Origin of the sequence: Solimonas marina, from assembly GCF_012241385.1 — a bacterium.
GTDB lineage: Bacteria > Pseudomonadota > Gammaproteobacteria > Nevskiales > Nevskiaceae > Solimonas > Solimonas marina.
In genome coordinates this window covers 46,142-63,415 of sequence record NZ_JAAVXB010000003.1, presented here as the reverse complement: position 1 = coordinate 63,415, position 17,274 = coordinate 46,142, and the positions used below count along the sequence as shown (strand labels likewise).

The following is a 17,274-nucleotide window of genomic DNA, read 5'->3' as shown; positions in this document are numbered from 1 at the left end:
GGCCGCGTGATCAGTCGGCGGCCACCGCGTGCGCCCCGCCATGCGGGCGGCGCGTGAACCAGACCAGCACGATCATCCCCAGGCACAACCAGCCGCTGACCCAGAAGATGTCGAGCGCCGACATCAGATAGGCCTGATTGCCCAGCGAGTGCGTGATCGACCCCAGTGCCTGCTGGTCGGTCATGCCCATGCCGTGCAGCGTATCGACGGCGCCGCGCAGCGTCGGGTCATAGGCGCTCGACGCCTCGGCCAGCCGCGTCTGATGCAGTGCTGCGCGACGATCCCAGCTGGTGGTAATGATCGACGTCGCGAAACTGCCGGCGGTGATGCGCAGGAAGTTCGACAAGCCTGAAGCGGCCGGTACCTGATGGTCGGGCACGCCGTCGAGCAGGATCTGCAGCACCGAGACGAAGAACATCGACATGCCGATACCCTGTACCAGCAGCGGCATGATGTAGGCCTCGGCGCTGGCGTCCGCGGTGTAGCCGGCGCGCATGAAGTACGAGATCGCGAAGAAGATGAACGCGGCCGTTGCGAACAGGCGCGCGTCGAACTTGGCGATATTGCGTCCGACCAATGGCGACAGGAAGACGGCGACGACACCGCTGGGCGCGGCGACGAGGCCGGCCCAGGTGGCGTTGTAGCCGAGCCAGGTCTGCATCCACAACGGCTGCAGCACGACCGCGCCGAAGAACACCGCGTAACCCAGGCACAAAACCATCGTGCCGAGCGAGAAATTGCGGTTCTTGAACAGCGACAGATCGATGATTGGATGCTTCTCGCCGATCTCCCAGATCATGAACGCGATGAAACCGACCACGGCGACCACCGCCAGCACGACGATGAACGATGAGTGGAACCAGTCGGCGTCCTTGCCCTTGTCGAGCATGATCTGCAGCGACCCCACCCACACCACGAGCAGGCTCAGGCCGATGGTGTCGACCGGCAGCTTGCGCGTCGGCGTTTCACGATGCTTCAAGCCCTGCCAGCAGATCGCCGCACAGAACAGGCCGACCGGCACGTTGATATAGAAAATCCACGGCCATGAATAGTTGTCGGAGATGTAGCCGCCGAGGATCGGTCCACAGATCGGCGCGACCAGGGTGGTCATCGACCAGATCGCCAGTGCCGCGCCCTTCTTGTCGGGCGGGAACAGTGAGATCAGCAGCGCCTGCGAACCGGGAATCATCGGCCCGGAGACCGCACCCTGCATGACGCGGAACGCCAGCAGCGCCGGCAGGCTCCACGCCGCGCCGCAGAGAAACGACGCGAGCGTGAACAGCAGCACCGAGACGACGAAGGTGCGCACGACGCCGAAGCGCTGCATCAGCCAGCCGGTCAACGGCACCGAAATGCCGTTGGCGACGGCGAACGACGTAATGACCCAGGTGCCCTGATCCGACGATACACCGAGGTTGCCGGAGATCGTCGGAATCGACACGTTGGCAATCGTCGTGTCGAGCACCTGCATGAAAGTGCCGAGCGCGAGCGCGATGGCAACCAGGCCGCGCGACGCGACGGGCGCCGGCCCGGCAGTGGCGGCGGTCTGGCTCACGGCGTGCCCTGCTCCGCGGTATCGGTGTCGCCACCGTTGCGCGCGATGATGTCGGCGATCAGCTGATCGACCTTGGCGTCATGGTCTTCCGACGGCTTGATGACCTGCGGCGTGCTGCGCACCTGCGTCGCGATCAGCGGGCCGGACGTATCGTGCAGGTCGACCTTGACGTCCATCGACAGACCGACGCGCAGCGGATGCGCCGCGACTTCCTTCGGGTCGAGGGCGATGCGCACCGGCAGACGCTGCACGATCTTGATCCAGTTGCCCGACGCGTTCTGCGCCGGCAGCAGGGCGAACGCACTGCCGCTGCCGGCGCCGATGCCGGCGACATGGCCGTGATACGTGACGTCACCACCGTACAGGTCGGCCTGCACGTCAACCGGCTGGCCGACGCGCATCTGTTCGAGCTGCACTTCCTTGAAGTTGGCGTCGACCCAGACATTGGCCAGCGGCACCACCGCCATCAGCGGCGTGCCGGCAGCGATGCGCGAACCGATCTGCACGCTGCGGCGCGCCACCGTACCGGTCACCGGCGAGTAGATCTGGGTGCGGCGCAGCGATAGCTCGGCATCGCGAACCTGGGCGGCGGCGGCACGCACTTCCGGGTTGTCGGCGATCGTCGTGTTGTCGATACGCGCATTGTTGGTGGCCAACTGCTCCTGGGCGGTCGACAGCGACGCTTCGAGCTCGGCGACGCGATCACGCGCGTGCTGCAACTCTTCGGCCGAGACGCCGCCATCAGCAGCAACGGCCAGGCGCCGCTTGAGGTCGCCACGCGCGGCCTTCAGCGTCACCTGTGTGCTGCGGATCTGCGCACGCAAACCGGTGCTCTGCGAGAACAGGCCCCGCACCGTGCGCACCGTGCGCGCCAGTTCGGCCTCTGCCGACGCTGCGGCGATCTGCGCGTCGGCCGGATCGAGCGCGACGAGCAGCTGACCGCGCTCGACATGCTGCGTGTCGTCGACGTGCACGGCGGTCACCGTGCCGGGCACTTCGGCGGTGATCTGCACGATGTCGGACGACACATAGGCGTCGTCGGTGCTCTGGTAGTAGCGCGCGTAGAGGAACCAGTACGCGGCGTACGCGATGAGGGCGATCAGCACGATTACCGCCAGGATGATCAGGCGCTGACGACGCTTGCCGTTGGCGGGAGGCGTCTCGGTAGCAGGATTCGGATTGTTCATGACGTGGCTCCGGCACCGGCATCGGCATCCGGCGGTTGAGGATTGAAACTTCCGCCCAGCGTCAGCAGCAGCGTGACGCGGGCAATGACGAGATTGGATTTCACAGTGACGACGTCGCGGCGCGCGCTCAGCACGTTCGACTCGGCATTGAGCACCACCAGACGCGAGGTCAGGCCGGCGGCGTAGCGGCGCTTGGCCAGGTCGAACGCCGCCTCACTGGCGGCCAGCGTCTGCTGCGACTGGTCGAGCTGCTGCATCAGCGAACGGCTGCGCGTCAGCTGGTCGGCGACATCGCGCACCGCGTCGAGCACGGTCTGGTTGTACTGCGCAACGGCCGTGTCGAGGTCCGCAGTGGCGCCGCGGTAGCTGGCCTTGAGGCGCTGCGAATCGAAGATCGGCAGATGAACGCTCGGCCCGAAACCCCAGACGCCGCTGCTGCCATGCAGCAGCGTGTCGAGGCTGACCGATTGATAGCCGGCCAGCGCGGTCAGGCTGATCTGCGGATAAAACGCCGCCTTGGCGGCCGCGCGGCCGGCCATCGCCGCTTCGACGCGCGCGCGCGCCGCCAGCACATCGGGGCGGTGCGCAAGCAGGTCGATCGGCAGGTCTTGCGGCAGCGGTAGCGCGGCATCGAGCTTCAGCGCCGGGCGCTTGATCGTCACATAGGCGTTCGCGCCCTGGCCGCTCAGCGCCGCAAGGCTGTGCACCGCCATGTCGCGCGAAGCCTCGGCTTGCAGACGCTGTTCGCGAGCCTGCGGCAGCAGCGCCTCGGCACTTTTCACATCGAGCTGCGTATCGAGCCCGGCGTGCACGCGGTCCTCGGTCAGCTTCAGCAGGGCTTCGCGCTGCTGCTCGGCCTGCGTGGCGATGTCGGCCATTGCGTAGGCGGTGTACAGGTTCACATAGGACTGCGCGATGGAGCCGGCAAGTGCCAGCCTGGCCGACTCGACATCGAGCTCAGAGGCCTGCGACGACAGCTTGGCCTGATCGAGAAGCCGCTTTTGCTCGCCCCAGAAATCGAGGTCCCAGCTCATGTTCGCTTCGATCTGGCCAACCCAGTACTCACCACCGGCGTACGGCGCCGGATAGATGTAGTTCTTCGGCAGGCGCTGGCGCACTTCGTTGCCGTTGATCGAGAAGTCCGGGCGGCCGCCGGCGCCGGCGGCCTGCATCTGTGCGTGGGCGCTGCGCACGCGCGCGACAGCCTCGGCGAGGCTCGGGCTGCTGGCGATCGCCTTGTCGATCAGCGCGTCGAGCTGTGGGTCGCCGAACGACTTCCACCAACCATCGGTCACCGGCCCCTGACGCGCACCGTCGAGGCCCAGGCCTTCGACATTGATCGCGGTCGCCTGCGGCGGCTCTTTCGGCGGCAGCACACAGGCCGCGAGCAGCAGGGCGGGAGCCAGCGATGCCGCGACGCGGCTCACTGTTGTCGCTTTCATCAATTCACTCCTTGGCGGGCCGCCGAATGTCGCGCATCCAGCGCCTGGTACAACTTGTCCAACAACCGGGTCAGCTCACTGAATTCAGCCGCGCTGAAATCGGTGAGCAGCAGATTCAGTTCGTCGATCAACTTTGGCTTCAGCGCTTCGACCTGCGCGGCACCGGTGGCGGTCAACGTCAGTTCGACGACGCGCCGATCCTGCTGGCTGCGTTGCCGGCTGACAAAGCCACGTTCCTCGAGCGTGTCGAGCATGCGCGTCACTGCGCCGTTGTCGTGGCACATCGCCCGGCATAGATCGCTGGCGGTCTGCGCCTGTCCTTCGGAGAGCTTCAGCATTGCAATCCACTGCACGAAGCTCATGTCATGCGGCGCGAATACCGATTCCGCCACGTCCTGCATCCGGGCCTGCGCGCGCTTGAGCAGGTAGCCGATGCTCTCGGACGAGCGAAAGGTCTTGATGTCGTAGTGCTTCGTCGCCACAGCAGCCTCACGTCGTACTATTTGCCAATGCAATGTTTGCTTGGGCAGACATTGTATGTGCAAATATTGCACTGTCAAGAATCTTCCGTGGCAGACGTCCGACAGTCAGTCGATCGTCAGGCTGCGTCTTGGGAAGCGGCGCTCAACGTCGACGCCCCACCCCCAAGCAATGCGAGCAATGACTCGCCTTCCGCCTATAATACGAGCTATCACTCACGTTCAATACTCGCATTTGGGGCGACCGCATGAAGCAGATCGAGAGGCCCAGGAAATTGCCGCGTCAGCAGCGCGCGCAGGCCACCGTCGAAGCCATCCTCGACGCCGCTGCTCGCATTTTGTCGGGCGATGGCTATGCGGCAATGAGCACCAACCGCGTCGCCGAACTGGCTGGCGTCAGTGTCGGTTCGCTCTACCAGTACTTTCCGAACAAGGACGCCCTGATCACGGCGCTGCACGAGCGCCATGGGCGAGAGATTCACGAGATGCTCGATGTTGCGCTCACAGCAACGGCCGGGGGCAGCCTGCGCGAGATCATCACCGCGCTGGTCCAGGCCAGCCTGCACGGTCACCTGCTCGACCCGCAGCTGCACCGTGTCCTCGAAGCCGAGCTGCCGTTCTTCGATCCGCCGAAATCGGAGAGCGATGATCATCTCGGGGTTCACGCCCGCATTCGCAGCGTGCTCGAAGCGCATCGCGAGCAGATCGGCCCGCAGGATCTGGACCTGGCGACCTACATGCTGATCACCACCGTGCAGGCGCTCGTGCATGCCGCGGTGATCGACCCGCCCGCCGCGCCGCTATCGACCGCGCAGATCGAGGCGGCGACCATTGAAATGGTGCTGGGCTATCTGGGCGCGGGCGTACCGTCGACGTCCGTCAGGACGCCGACGCGCGACCGGCATCACGCCAGACTTTGAGCGCTTCCACGCGCCGCTCCTGCAAGCGCTGGCCAATCGCCGCCCCCTGCAGCGTGACGTCTTCGGCCATCACGTCCCGCGCCTGCAGGGTCGCCGCGCAAGCGCGCGCGTCACGCAAATACGCGGCCTGCGGATAGGGGTCGTCTTCAAAGCCGAGCCGCCCGCGTGCATCGCAGAGGCTGGCCTCGAGCGTGGACTCGAAGGTGTCACCACGGCGGAAAGCGCCCATTCGCTCCAGCAATTCGAGCAAGGTCCGCGGCCGCAGCTCGCGCGCCTGGTGAATCAACAGGTGTTCGCGCGTGTGCACGATCGCCAGATCGCGGCACACCGACGGCACGCGCAAGCGCGCCGAGAACGCCTCGACCAGCGGCACCCCACGCGCATCATGGCGACGGTGCGACGGCCATTCGGCGGACGGCGTCTCGGCCTTGCCGAGATCGTGCACCAGCGCCGCGTAACGAACCGGCAAGGCATACCCGGCGCGCGCGGCGACGTCGACACACATCAGCGTATGCACGAGCGTGTCGACCTCGGGGTGATAGTCGGCGCGCTGCGGCACGCCGGACAACGCCGCCAGCTCCGGCATCACGCGCGCCAACGCGCCGCAGGCGTGCAGCGTGTGGAAAAACACACTCGGCGCCGGCGTTGCGAAGGCCTTGACCATTTCCTGCCAGACCCGCTCGGGGACCAGGTGATCCACCTCGCCGCTGTCGACGATCTGCCGCATCAGGGCCAGCGTCTCGTCGGCGACACGAAACCCCAGCGGCGCGAATCGCGCGTGAAAGCGCGCGATGCGCAGCACGCGCACCGGGTCCTCGACAAAGGCTTCGGACACATGCCGCAGGATGCGCGCGTCCAGATCGCGGCGGCCGCCATACGGATCGATCAGCCGACCATCGGCGTCCTCGGCCATCGCATTGACGGTCAGGTCGCGGCGGCGCAGATCGTCTTCGAGCGTAACGTCGGGGCCGGTATGGAACGTGAAGCCCTGGTAACCGCGCCCGGACTTGCGCTCGGTGCGCGCCAACGCGCATTCCTCGCCGCTCTGCGGATCGAGGAAGACCGGGAAGTCCTTGCCGACCGTACGGTAGCCCAGCGCCAGCATCTGCTCGGGGCTGGCGCCGGTGATGACCCAATCGCGCTCCTTGACCGGCAGATCGAGCAGCCGGTCGCGGACCGCACCGCCGACCAGATAGCGTTTCATGATCGGCGGCGTATCAGGAGCTGGCGCCGCGCACCGGCTGCAGCAGATCGTCGAAGTCACGAATCTTGCCGTTGGTCTGCCAGTCGTGAACGGCGATGTGCCAGGCGATGCGTTCGACGTACTGACGCGTCTCGTTGTACGGCACGTTCTCGATCCACACGTCGGCATCGAGCGGCGCGTCCGGCAGCCAGCGCGCCACCGCATTCGGACCCGCGTTGTACGACGCCACGGTCAGCACGAACTGGCCGCCGTAACGGTCGGTCATCTGTCGCAGATAGGCGCTACCGAGTGCGATGTTGGTCTTCGGGTCGAACAGGTCATCGCGATCCGGACGCGGCAAGCCGGCACGTCGCGCTGCGTCGCGGGCAGTACCGAGCTTGAGCTGCAACAGACCCAGCGCATCGGAGCCCGACACGGCGTTCGGCATGAACAGGCTTTCCTGGCGCATCACACCGTAGATCCACGCCGGCGGCAGACCACTGTGCTTGGCCGCCTGGTGGATGGCATCGGCGTAGATCTTCTTCGGATAAAGCACGTCGAAGGCGTTGTAGATGCTCAGCCGCGACAGCAGGATCACCGCCTGCAGGTGCCAACCCCAGCGTGACGCCATCAACGCCGCCTGCTCGGTCTGCGCTGGATCGAGCGCTTGCGTACCGGCATACCACTCGGCATTGGCCCAGCGGATTTCGTGGACGCGATACAACTCGCGCGCGCGTAGCAAGGCCGGAGACTGTTCCAGCAAGTGCTTCTGCACGCCGCGATCTTCATCGAGCGTGCGCGCCGGCGGTTCGTAACGCGCGCCGAGCCGCCAGGCCGCAAGCACACTGTAGTAGCCGTCATCCTTGGCCAGCGCAGCGTACTGCGCCTTGGCAACATCGTTCTGGCCGAGCTTCTCGGCGACACGCGCACGCCAGTATGACCAGCGCGACGACGATGCCATCGCCGGCGGCAAGGCTTGCAGCCAGCCGGCGGCCAACTGCCAGTCACCATTCCAAAGCGCCGCACGAATGCGCCACTCGCGGACCGCGTCGTCGACCGCCGCTTCCGGCAACATCTGGAACGCCGGCAGTGCACGCGCATCCCGGTCCCACGAATAGCCCAGCGCCACGGCGCGCGCCAGTTCGTCGTACTGCTCGGGGCTCAGCTGTTGCCGGTCGAGCTTGGCCAGCACTGCCTGCGCCGCGCCGGGGTCTCGCCGCGACAGCTTGCTGAACGCCGCATCGAGCGCCGGCCAGACGTAGCGCGTCCCCGGCGTTGCGACCAGCTGGTCGAGCCCACCCTGGGGATCGCGCAGTAACTGCAACCACTGCCGCAACGGCGCGGCACGGTCATCCGGCAACTGTCCGATCAGCACCGCGGCAAACGAAGTATTGCCTTCCACCAGCGCCTTGCGCGCGCGCTTTTCAGTCGCGTCGACCGTGACCACACCTTGCGCACTCAGCCAATTGAACGGCGGATTGCAGTTGCCAGGCATTTGCGAGGCATCGGACCAGAACGCCAGCAAGTCATCGCGCACCTTCGCCGGATCTTCGGTGGCAATGCGCGCCTGCCAGCGATAACAGGTCAGCGTGCGATCGCGCTCGCCGCCTTCATCGTTGGCCAGAAACGGAGCCCAGTCCTGACGATCGGCCAGATCGAGCAGCCACTGACGGCGCAGCTCGCGCGCCACCGGCAGGTCGGGATGCGCCTGCAGCCAGCTGGCCGCCGCCTGATCGGCGCTGCCCGGCGTGCCGCGTGAAATCTGCGACTGGATACGCACCGCCTGCAGATACGGATAAAGCACGTAGTCACGCAGCTGACGGCTGTCGGCCTTGGCCGGCGTGACACCCGCGCGCGCCTGTTCCAGCGCGTTGCTGAATTGCTGTCGCACGGCATCGTCGTCGGCGTGGACGACGGTCGGCACGCCGAGTCCCAGCGCGCAACACAACAGCAGCGAACGAATCTTGGTTGCTTTCATGATTTGAACCCCGGCGATCCATTCTAGACGAGCCGCCCGACCCCACCGTGAACGAAGCCCTGGCAACGCGGACGCGGGACGCGGCCCGCGGGTCAGCACCGTCAGGCAGACGCCAGGCCTGCGCGGTGTGCGCTCAGTCCTCGCGCGGCGGCGGCACGTCGGGCAGGAACTGCACGCCGAGCATGCCGCAGGCCAGCATCGCATCGCGCAGCTGCGTGATCGCCTGACGGCGCGGAAAGGTCTTGCGCCAGACCAATGCGATACGCCGGTTCGGCGCCGGCGGCACGAACGACTTGGCAATCAGGCGCGAACGATCGTCCGGTCGATTGTCGACCGACGAGCGCGGCAGCACGGTGATGCCGAGGCCGCCGACCACCATGTGGCGGATCGTCTCCAACGAGCTGCCGGATTGCGGCTGCGGGCCGTCGCGATCGGGGTCGATGCACTTCGGACAGGCCTCGATGACCTGTTCGCGAAAGCAATGTCCGGGCCCCAGCAGCAACAGCTTCTCGCCCGCAAGTTGCTTGGCCGGGATGGCCTCGGCATCCGCCCAGTGATGCTCGGGCGGCACCAGTACCACGAAATCCTCGTCGTAGACCGGCCACGCATGCAGGCCGTTCTGCTCGATGGGCAATGCCACGCAGATCACGTCGAGCTCGTTGTCGCGCAGCTGTTCCATCAGCCGTGCGGTGAAATTCTCTTCGATCACCAACGGCATCATCGGCGCGCGCTCGCGCAGCACCGGCACCAGATTCGGCAACAGGTAAGGCCCGACGGTGTAGATCGCACCGAAGCGCAGCGGCCCGGCCAGCTCGTCGTGCCCCTCGCGCGCCAGATCCTCGATGCGCCGCGCCTCGTCGAGCACGCGCCGCGCCTGAGCGATGATGCGCTCGCCAATCGGCGTCGGCCGCGCCTCGCCGCGGTTGCGCTCGAACAGCGCCAATCCCAGCTCGTCTTCAAGCTTCTTCAGCGCCACTGACAGCGTCGGCTGCGACACGAACGAGCGCTCGGCAGCACGGCCGAAGTGACGTTCCTTGTCGAGATTGACGAGATAGCGGAGTTCGGTGAGCGTCATGGGCGGATTATGGCATCGCATCTCAGCGATGTTTTCGCGGTCGTGACAGCGGGGGATCGAGTTTCCGCTTCGTCCTTGCGAGTTCGTCCTTGCGAGGACGACGTCAAACGCAAAAAGCAAAACGCATCGCGGACGACACGCCAGCGCTTACCAGTCCCGCGCCACCAGATACTGCTCCAGCAGTTCCGCCTCCGCCGTCCCCGCCTCCGGCCGATAGTCGTAACGCCAGGCCGCCAGCGGCGGCATCGACATCAGGATCGATTCGCTGCGCCCGCCCGACTGCAGGCCGAATGACGTGCCGCGATCCCAGACCAGATTGAATTCGACGTAGCGCCCGCGCCGATAGAGCTGCCAATCGCGCTCGCGCTCGCCATAGCTCATGCCCTTGCGACGCTCGACGATCGGCAGGTAGGCATTGAGAAAGTGATCGCCGACGCTGCGCTGCAACGCGAAGCTGCGCGCAAAGCCGCCGACATTCCAGTCGTCGAAGAACAGGCCGCCGACACCACGCGGCTCGTCGCGGTGCTTGAGAAAGAAGTAGTCGTCGCACCAGCGCTTCAACCGCGGATAAGCGGGTTCGCCTGCGGCATCGACGAAGCCGTCGCAGGCGCGTCGCGCGGTGCGGTGCCAATGGCGCACGTCGTCGTCGAAGCCGTAGTACGGCGTCAGGTCGAAGCCACCGCCAAACCACCAGACCGGGAGCGCATGCGTCGCCTCGGCCACGAAGAACCGCACATTGGCGTGCACCGTCGGCACATACGGATTGCGCGGATGAAAAACCAGCGACACGCCCATCGCGCGAAAGCCACGACCGGCCAGTTCCGGCCGGTTCTGCGTCGCCGACGGCGGCAACCGGCTACCGCGCACATCCGAAAACGCCACGCCGGCGCGCTCGAAGACGCGACCGTCGCTCATTACGCGCGTCTCGCCGCTGCCCTGCAGCGGACTATCGGCTGGCTTCTGCCAGGCATCGCGAACGAAGCGCGCCCCGTGCTCGCCCTCGATCGCTTCCAATGCTTCGCAGATGCGCTGCTGCAGCCCGCGCAGATAGGTCTCGACCGCCGTACTGTCGACAGGCTCGACGCTCATCGCCGCAGGATGTGGCCGGTGGCCACATCGCGAATAGTGGTCGGCTTGGCCAGGCCGCCGAGCGCGCCGGGCACGACCGCGTCGATGCGGTCACGAAAATAGCGGCGGACTTCGTATGCGCTACGCGCTGGATCGCGGCCGGCGGGATTGGCGCTGGTCGACACCAACGGCCCGCCGTAGCGCTTGGTCAGCGCGCGCATCAGCGGGTGCGAAGTCACGCGCACGGCAACGCCATCGTGATCGCCGCTGATCCACATTGGCGTCAACTCGCTGGCCGGGAAGATCCACGTGGCAGGACCGGGCCAGGTCGCCGTCGCACGCTTCAGGGCGTTGTTCGACGGCACCTCGACGAACGGTTCGAGCTGGGCGAAGTCGGACGCGATCAGGATCAGGCCCTTTTCCCAGGGCCGGTGCTTGAGCCGCAGCAGGCGCGTGCACGCGCGCTCATCGAGCGGATTGCACGACAGTCCCCAAACCGCTTCGGTCGGACAGGCAATCACGCCTCCGGCGTCCAGCGCAGCGATCGCCGTGCGCAGATGCCAGGGCGCGATGTCCATCGTCACTTGGCGGCTGCCTTCTTCGTCGCCTTCTTCGCGGCCGTGGTCTTGGTCGCCGTCTTGGTCGCGGCCTTCTTGGCCGGCGCTTTCTTTGCGGCAGCCTTCTTGGTCGCCTTCTTCGCGCCCTTCTTCGGCGCCGCCGCCTCGGCTTCGGCCAGATAGGCCTCGCACTCGAACACCGTCAGCGATTCCGGCTCACGGCCCTTGGGAATACGCGCACGGCGCGAACCGTCGGTGATGTACGGCCCGAAACGGCCCTTGATGATGCGAATGCCGGTGTCGCCGAAGGTCTTGATCGTCGCCGCTTCGATCGCCGCGATCTTCTGCTCGATCAGCTCGATCGCACGCGGCAGTTCGATGGTGTACGGATCGTCGTCCTTCTTCAGCGACACGAAGTTCTTGCCGTAGCGCACGTACGGGCCGAAGCGGCCGATGTTGACGGCCACGTCCTCGCCGCTCGGCAGCGTGCCGAGATCGCGCGGCAGGCGGAACAGCGCCAGCGCATCTTCGAGCGTGATGGTGTCGATGCGCTGGTTGGCGCGCAGCGACGCGAAGCGCGGCTTTTCGGGATCGTCACGCGTGCCGATCTGCACGCAAGGCCCATAACGGCCGAGGCGCGCCGAGACCGGCTTGCCGCTGACCGGATCGGTGCCGAGCTGACGATCTTCGGCGATCTCGGTGCGTGACAACTCCATCTTCTCGTCGACGCGCGGCTTGAAGCTGCCCCAGAACTGCGCGAGCAGCGGCTTCCACTGCTTCTCGCCGCGCGACACCGCGTCGAGCTCGTCTTCGAGATGCGCGGTGAATTCGTAGTCGACGTATTGCGTGAAGTGATCGGTCAGGAATTTGTTGACGATCATGCCGACGTCGGTCGGCGAGAACGCCTTGCCGTCGAGGCGCACATAATCGCGCGCCTGTAGCGTCGAGATGATCGACGCATACGTCGACGGACGGCCGATATCGTATTCCTCGAGCGTCTTGACCAGGCTCGCTTCGGTATAGCGCGGCGGCGGCTCGGTGAAATGCTGATCGGCGGCCAGATCCTTGAGGTTCAGGCGGTCACCGACTTCCAGCGCCGGCAGGCGCTTGTCGTCGTCATCGTCTTCCTTGCCGCTCGGCGTGTCGACGTTCTGCAGATACGCAGCGATGAAGCCGGGCTCGACCAGCGTCGAACCGCTGGCGCGGAATGCGTGCGCGCCACGGCCGCCGGCCGGCGCATCGCCGGCGCGCAGCTCGGCGGTGACCGTGTCGTAGACCGCCTGCGTCATCTGGCTGGCGATCGTGCGACGCCAGATCAGCTCGTAAAGCTTGGCCTGATCCGGCGACAGGAACTTGGCAATCTCCTTGGGCACGCGCGCCGCCGAGCTGGGGCGCACGGCTTCATGCGCTTCCTGCGCGTTCTTGCTCTTGGTCTTGTAGTAGCGCGGCTCCGGCGGCAAGGCCTTGGCACCGAACTGCTGCGGAATGACCTGGCGGATATCGGCCAGCGCGTCCTGCGCGAGGCTCACCGAGTCGGTACGCATGTAGGTGATCAGACCGACGGTCTCGCCGCCGATGTCGATGCCTTCGTACAACTGCTGGGCAGCGCGCATGGTGCGGCTCGCGGTGAACCCGAGCTTGCGGTTGGCTTCCTGCTGCAGCGTCGACGTGGTGAACGGCGGCGCCGGATTGCGGCGACGCTGCTTCTTGTCGACCGAGCCGACCACCAGCACGCCGTCGGCGGCCTTCTGCACGGCGGACTTGGCGGCCATCGCGCCGACCACATTGGTCAGCGTGAACTGCTCGACCTTGCGCCCGTCGAACTCGACCAGCTTGGCGCTGAACGACTGCGTGTCCTTTTCGACCAGCGCCTCCAGCGTCCAGTACTCGCGCGGCACGAAAGCTTTGATCTGTTCCTCACGCTCGCAGATCAGACGCAGTGCCGGCGACTGCACGCGACCGGCCGACAGGCCCGGCTGCACCTTGCGCCACAGCAGCGGCGACAGATTGAAACCGACCAGATAGTCGAGCGCACGGCGCGCCTGCTGGGCGTTGACCAGATCATCGGAGATGTCGCGCGGATTGGCGATCGCCTTCTGCACCTCGCGCTGCGTGATTTCGTAGAAGACCACGCGCTTGACCGGCTTGCCCTTCAGCGCGTTCTTCTCGCGCAGCAGCTCGGCCAGATGCCAGGAGATCGCCTCACCCTCGCGATCAGGGTCGGTGGCGAGCCACAGCTCGTCCGCCTCCTTGAGCGCGGAGATGATCGCCTTCACATGCTTTTCGTTGCGATCGATGATCTGGTACTTCATGTCGAAGCCGTGCGTCACGTCGACGGCGCCGTCCTTCGGCACCAGGTCGCGCACGTGCCCGTAGCTCGCCAGGACCTCGAAGTCCTTGCCGAGATATTTCTTGATCGTCTTGGCCTTGGCGGGCGACTCAACGATGACCAGGTTCTTGCTCATTCACACTCTAATTAGTGGAAGCGGTCGGCGACCGCGTTTGGGCGCCTTATAAGCGCAAGTCTCGGCGGCTGTCCAGCGGGCCGCGTGCGCGTACGCGCACACGCGAGGCCGTAAATTCGCTTTGCTTTGAAGGGGCTACGAAATCGCCAGCGACAAATAAATCGCCACCGCGGACCGCCGCCACAAGGCCGCCGCGCGCAACCGGCGTGTCAGAAAACAGGAAGCACCCGGCAAGCGGGTCAAGCGCAGGCGCAGCCGACAGAACGGGCGTCGCGCGACAGTCCGCCCTGAAACCGCCGAGCGGCCATCGCGAGTGGGGCTTGAGGACGGACGCGCAGCGGCATCGAGCGGCGTCGCGAACCGGGCCGCCGCCGCGCCTGCGGCGCACAGCCGAGCCGTGCACGGCGAGCACCGCAGGCGCGATGGCGGCCCGCGCAGCCGTTCAGTCGGTGTCGCTAGTGCTTGAAGTCGCCGTGGTAATAGACCAGCTCTTCGAGGTGACCGAAGGCCTCTTCGGCGTCCGGCTGATTCATCAGCACCAGCAGGCAGACCCACTTCACGCGCTCCAGATCGACATCCTCGGCCAGGGCCATGAGGCGGTCGATGATCAGTTCGCGGGCTTCCTGGCTGATGATGCCGAGCTGCTCGAGGTAGATGATGAAACCGCGGCAGTCGGTCGAGATCTTCGCCGTCTCTTCGCGCGTATAAATACGTGTGGCGCGGCTCGGGCCGAACACCAGCGGCAGCTGGCGCTGCTGCGCAAGTCCATCCAACCAGGCGAAGGCGCTGCCGACTTCCTCGTCCGGAAAACCGGCGGCGAGCAGCTCCTCGCGTAGGGTGTCGTGGTACTCGGCGTCCGAGAATTCACCTTCCTGATAGTTCTCGAACAGGTACATCAGCACATCCAGGACCGTTTCTTTCATGTCGCGAGTCTCCCGTGCTGTGAACTGCAGTGTAATGACTTTGATGCGTTTGCAAAGAGCGCGCCGGATTTGCCGATCATGCGCGATGCACGGCTTCGTAGCGCCCATCTGACTGGACCACGATCCGACCGTCGAGTTCGAAGCGCGTCAGCACGGCCTGCAGCGCGCCGATCGGCAGGCCGCTGCGCGCCAGCAGCGCGTCGAGATCGAGCCGCTCGTGCCCGAGGACGGCGAGCACCGCCGCCGCCTGCGGATCATCGGGTGGCGTCGCATCGGCAGGGCGCGGCGCGGGCGTACGCCGCAGCAGCGGCCCGAGCAGCGGCCCCAGCTCCTCGAAAATGTCGTCGACGGTTTCGACCAGCTTGGCGCCCTGACGGATCAACGCGTGACAACCGCGCGCCTGCGGGTTGTGGATGGAGCCGGGAATCGCGAAGACCTCGCGGCTTTGCTCGAGCGCGTAGCGGGCGGTGATCAGCGAGCCGGAACCGGGCGCCGCCTCGACCACCAGCGTACCGAGCGCCAGCCCGGAGATGATGCGGTTGCGACGCGGAAAATTCTCGGCCAGCGGCGCGACGCCGGTCGGAAACTCGGAAATCAGCGCGCCGCGCACGACGATCTCGTGTGCGAGTCCCTTGTGCCGCGCCGGATAGACGCGGTCGAGTCCGGTCGCACAGACCGCGACGGTGTGACCATCGGCATCGAGCGCACCGCGATGCGCGGCGCCGTCGATACCCAGTGCCAGTCCCGACGTGATGACGAAGCCGCGCCGCGCCAGTTCGGCGGCGAAGGCCTTGGCGTTCTCGATGCCCTGCGCGGTGGCACTGCGACTGCCGACGATGGCTACCTGCGGCATCGCCAGCAGATCCGGATCGCCGTGGCAGAACAGCACTGGCGGCGCGCTGGCAATCCCGCGCAGCGCGTCCGGATAGCGAGGATCGTCCCAGGTCAGCAGTGTGTGCTGCGGTGCCGCCAGCCAGTCGAGGTCATGCGCGATGCCGTCCGCGTCCGGCGCTTTCAGCGCGTCGATTTGCGCGGCGTCGAGGCCCAGGCCCTTGAGTGCCGCACGCGATGCCGCGACCGCGGCCGGGGCGCTGCCGAAGGCGTCGATCAGGGTTGCGACAGCGGCACTGCCGACGCCGGGGGCGCGGCAGAGGGTCAGCCAGGCGTTCAGCGCCGTGGACACGGCACTCCGGCCGGGCGCGGAAACGCACCCCGCATCAATAGTCCTCGCCGGGCTTCGGCTTCTCGACGAGGTCGAGCACGTGAATCTCCCGCTTGGCGCTCATCACCAGCGCGTACGACACCTTCTCGTCGACCTTGAACACCATCAGCGTGCCGGCGAATAGCGGCGGCAGCTTGACCAGACGATTGGTGTACGGATCGCGCGCCGTGCGGTTGGCCTGCTCGATGCTCAGCACGGTTCCCGGGTCGATGCCTTCGCGCGTGCCGCGGTTGAGCGTGACAACCTGATACTGGCCGATCTGCGAGACGCCATCGTAGACCGACAGGATGCGGCCGCCGACGGCGTGATCGGGGGCATGCGGATAGAAATTGGCGGTGTAGACGTCATCGAGCGGCTCGATCAGGCGATCGCCCGGCCGCGTCTCGCGCGTGCTGTCGGTGATCAACGCCGTGGCCGGCTTGCCGAATTCGCGAATCTCGACGCTGCCGACCGGGGTGCCTTCCCAGCCGAGCATCTCGCCGGTATCCGGGTCGACGAATTTCTGGCCGAGGCGCACGGTATCCCAGCGCGTCGCACTGCCGTCCGGGACGTTCTGCAGATAGACGAGGCTGCCGGTGCCTTCGACCACGTGCGGGTCAACGAACGACAGCACATACGGCGCCTTGCGCAATTGCTTGGCGTCGACCAGCCGCGGTGAATGCAGGAAGTCGCGAATCGCGTCGAGCGGGATCGTCGGGATCGCATCGGCGAGCGGCAGCTCGCGTACGCGCGGTTCGAGATGTTCGGTGTCGGCCGACAAGCCGTCGGTCGCCATCACCATCGGCCGGCCGTCGCGCCAGACCAGCGTCAGCACGTCGCCCGGATAGATCAGATGCGGATTCGCGACCTGGTTGTTGACGTACCAGATCTCCGGCCACTGCCACGGCTCGCGCAGGAAGTGGCTGGCGATGCCCCACAGCGTGTCGCCCTTCTTGACGACGTAGTGCATGGGCGCGTCGCTGCGCAGGCTTGCAGCGGCCGGCTGGACCGGCGCCGGCGCCGGCGCGACGGGCGGTGCCACCTGGCCAGCATCGCCGGTGGCCGGCGCTTCCGGCAGAGCCATGCCGTCATGCTGTTCGTGCAGGGCGGGGTGCTGCGCGCAAGCCGCGAGCAGCAGTGCCGGAAGCACGCCGAGCAAGATCATCAAGCCGTTATACTTGCGCAAGTTGCGCATGGCGGCGCTTCCCCCGGAGGCTAAGCCAATGTGCACAAACTCTAGA

The 17,274-nt window shown here is 66.3% G+C and carries 14 protein-coding genes; 1 reads left to right on the top strand and 13 read right to left on the bottom strand.

All coding sequences use genetic code 11. From position 1 onward, the window contains the following. Window positions 1-10: 10 nt before the first annotated feature. From G7Y82_RS06490 to G7Y82_RS06475, 4 genes are read right to left on the bottom strand one after another with little or no spacing between them, the layout of a single operon-like run. On the bottom strand, window positions 11-1,555 hold the full coding sequence (locus G7Y82_RS06490; RefSeq protein WP_168147225.1) for a DHA2 family efflux MFS transporter permease subunit: 1,545 nt from the start codon (window positions 1,553-1,555) through the stop codon (window positions 11-13). Beyond that, the gene (locus G7Y82_RS06485; RefSeq protein WP_168147224.1) at window positions 1,552-2,742 is read right to left on the bottom strand and encodes an HlyD family secretion protein; all 1,191 of its coding nucleotides are present in this window, start codon (window positions 2,740-2,742) and stop codon (window positions 1,552-1,554) included. Before G7Y82_RS06485 ends, G7Y82_RS06490 begins: the two co-directional genes overlap by 4 nt. Then, window positions 2,739-4,184, bottom strand: a complete 1,446-nt coding sequence (locus G7Y82_RS06480; RefSeq protein WP_168147223.1) for an efflux transporter outer membrane subunit — start codon at window positions 4,182-4,184, stop codon at window positions 2,739-2,741. Before G7Y82_RS06480 ends, G7Y82_RS06485 begins: the two co-directional genes overlap by 4 nt. Continuing rightward, window positions 4,184-4,738, bottom strand: a complete 555-nt coding sequence (locus G7Y82_RS06475; RefSeq protein ID WP_366515640.1) for a MarR family winged helix-turn-helix transcriptional regulator — start codon at window positions 4,736-4,738, stop codon at window positions 4,184-4,186. The genes G7Y82_RS06480 and G7Y82_RS06475 overlap by 1 nt, the downstream gene beginning before the upstream one ends. Before the next feature lie 173 nt (window positions 4,739-4,911). Between G7Y82_RS06475 and G7Y82_RS06470 the strand changes: the two genes are divergently transcribed. Beyond that, on the top strand, window positions 4,912-5,583 hold the full coding sequence (locus G7Y82_RS06470; protein ID WP_168147222.1) for a TetR/AcrR family transcriptional regulator: 672 nt from the start codon (window positions 4,912-4,914) through the stop codon (window positions 5,581-5,583). Here G7Y82_RS06470 and G7Y82_RS06465 read toward each other — a convergent pair. The 9 genes from G7Y82_RS06465 to G7Y82_RS06425 all read right to left on the bottom strand — a co-directional run bounded on the left by G7Y82_RS06465 (window position 5,543) and on the right by G7Y82_RS06425 (window position 17,228). Beyond that, entirely contained in the window at window positions 5,543-6,787 is a 1,245-nt protein-coding gene (locus G7Y82_RS06465; protein WP_168147221.1) for a multifunctional CCA addition/repair protein, read from the bottom strand. The genes G7Y82_RS06470 and G7Y82_RS06465 overlap by 41 nt on opposite strands. 13 nt (window positions 6,788-6,800) lie before the next feature. Continuing rightward, entirely contained in the window at window positions 6,801-8,744 is a 1,944-nt protein-coding gene (locus G7Y82_RS06460) for a lytic transglycosylase domain-containing protein (protein ID WP_168147220.1), read from the bottom strand. A 133-nt stretch (window positions 8,745-8,877) separates the two neighbouring features. Continuing rightward, a complete protein-coding gene (locus G7Y82_RS06455) occupies window positions 8,878-9,819 on the bottom strand; it encodes a hydrogen peroxide-inducible genes activator (protein ID WP_168147219.1) in 942 nt (313 codons plus the stop codon). A 147-nt stretch (window positions 9,820-9,966) separates the two neighbouring features. After that, a complete protein-coding gene (hemF, locus tag G7Y82_RS06450; RefSeq protein WP_168147218.1) occupies window positions 9,967-10,908 on the bottom strand; it encodes an oxygen-dependent coproporphyrinogen oxidase in 942 nt (313 codons plus the stop codon). Continuing rightward, a complete protein-coding gene (tsaC, locus tag G7Y82_RS06445; protein ID WP_168147217.1) occupies window positions 10,905-11,465 on the bottom strand; it encodes an L-threonylcarbamoyladenylate synthase type 1 TsaC in 561 nt (186 codons plus the stop codon). Before tsaC ends, hemF begins: the two co-directional genes overlap by 4 nt. A 2-nt stretch (window positions 11,466-11,467) precedes the next feature. Beyond that, entirely contained in the window at window positions 11,468-13,909 is a 2,442-nt protein-coding gene (locus G7Y82_RS06440; RefSeq protein ID WP_168147216.1) for a DNA topoisomerase I, read from the bottom strand. Window positions 13,910-14,364: 455 nt separating this feature from the next. Beyond that, window positions 14,365-14,832 carry a Smg family protein gene (locus tag G7Y82_RS06435; protein WP_168147215.1) on the bottom strand — a complete coding sequence of 156 codons (468 nt, stop codon included), beginning with the start codon at window positions 14,830-14,832 and terminating at the stop codon, window positions 14,365-14,367. Between the two features lie 76 nt (window positions 14,833-14,908). Then, window positions 14,909-16,015: a DNA-processing protein DprA gene (dprA, locus tag G7Y82_RS06430; protein WP_168147214.1), complete on the bottom strand. Its 1,107-nt coding sequence runs from the start codon at window positions 16,013-16,015 to the stop codon at window positions 14,909-14,911. A 34-nt stretch (window positions 16,016-16,049) separates the two neighbouring features. After that, window positions 16,050-17,228 (bottom strand): LysM peptidoglycan-binding domain-containing protein, encoded by a 1,179-nt coding sequence (locus tag G7Y82_RS06425; RefSeq protein ID WP_240954124.1) that lies wholly within the window; start codon window positions 17,226-17,228, stop codon window positions 16,050-16,052. Window positions 17,229-17,274 lie beyond the last annotated feature (46 nt).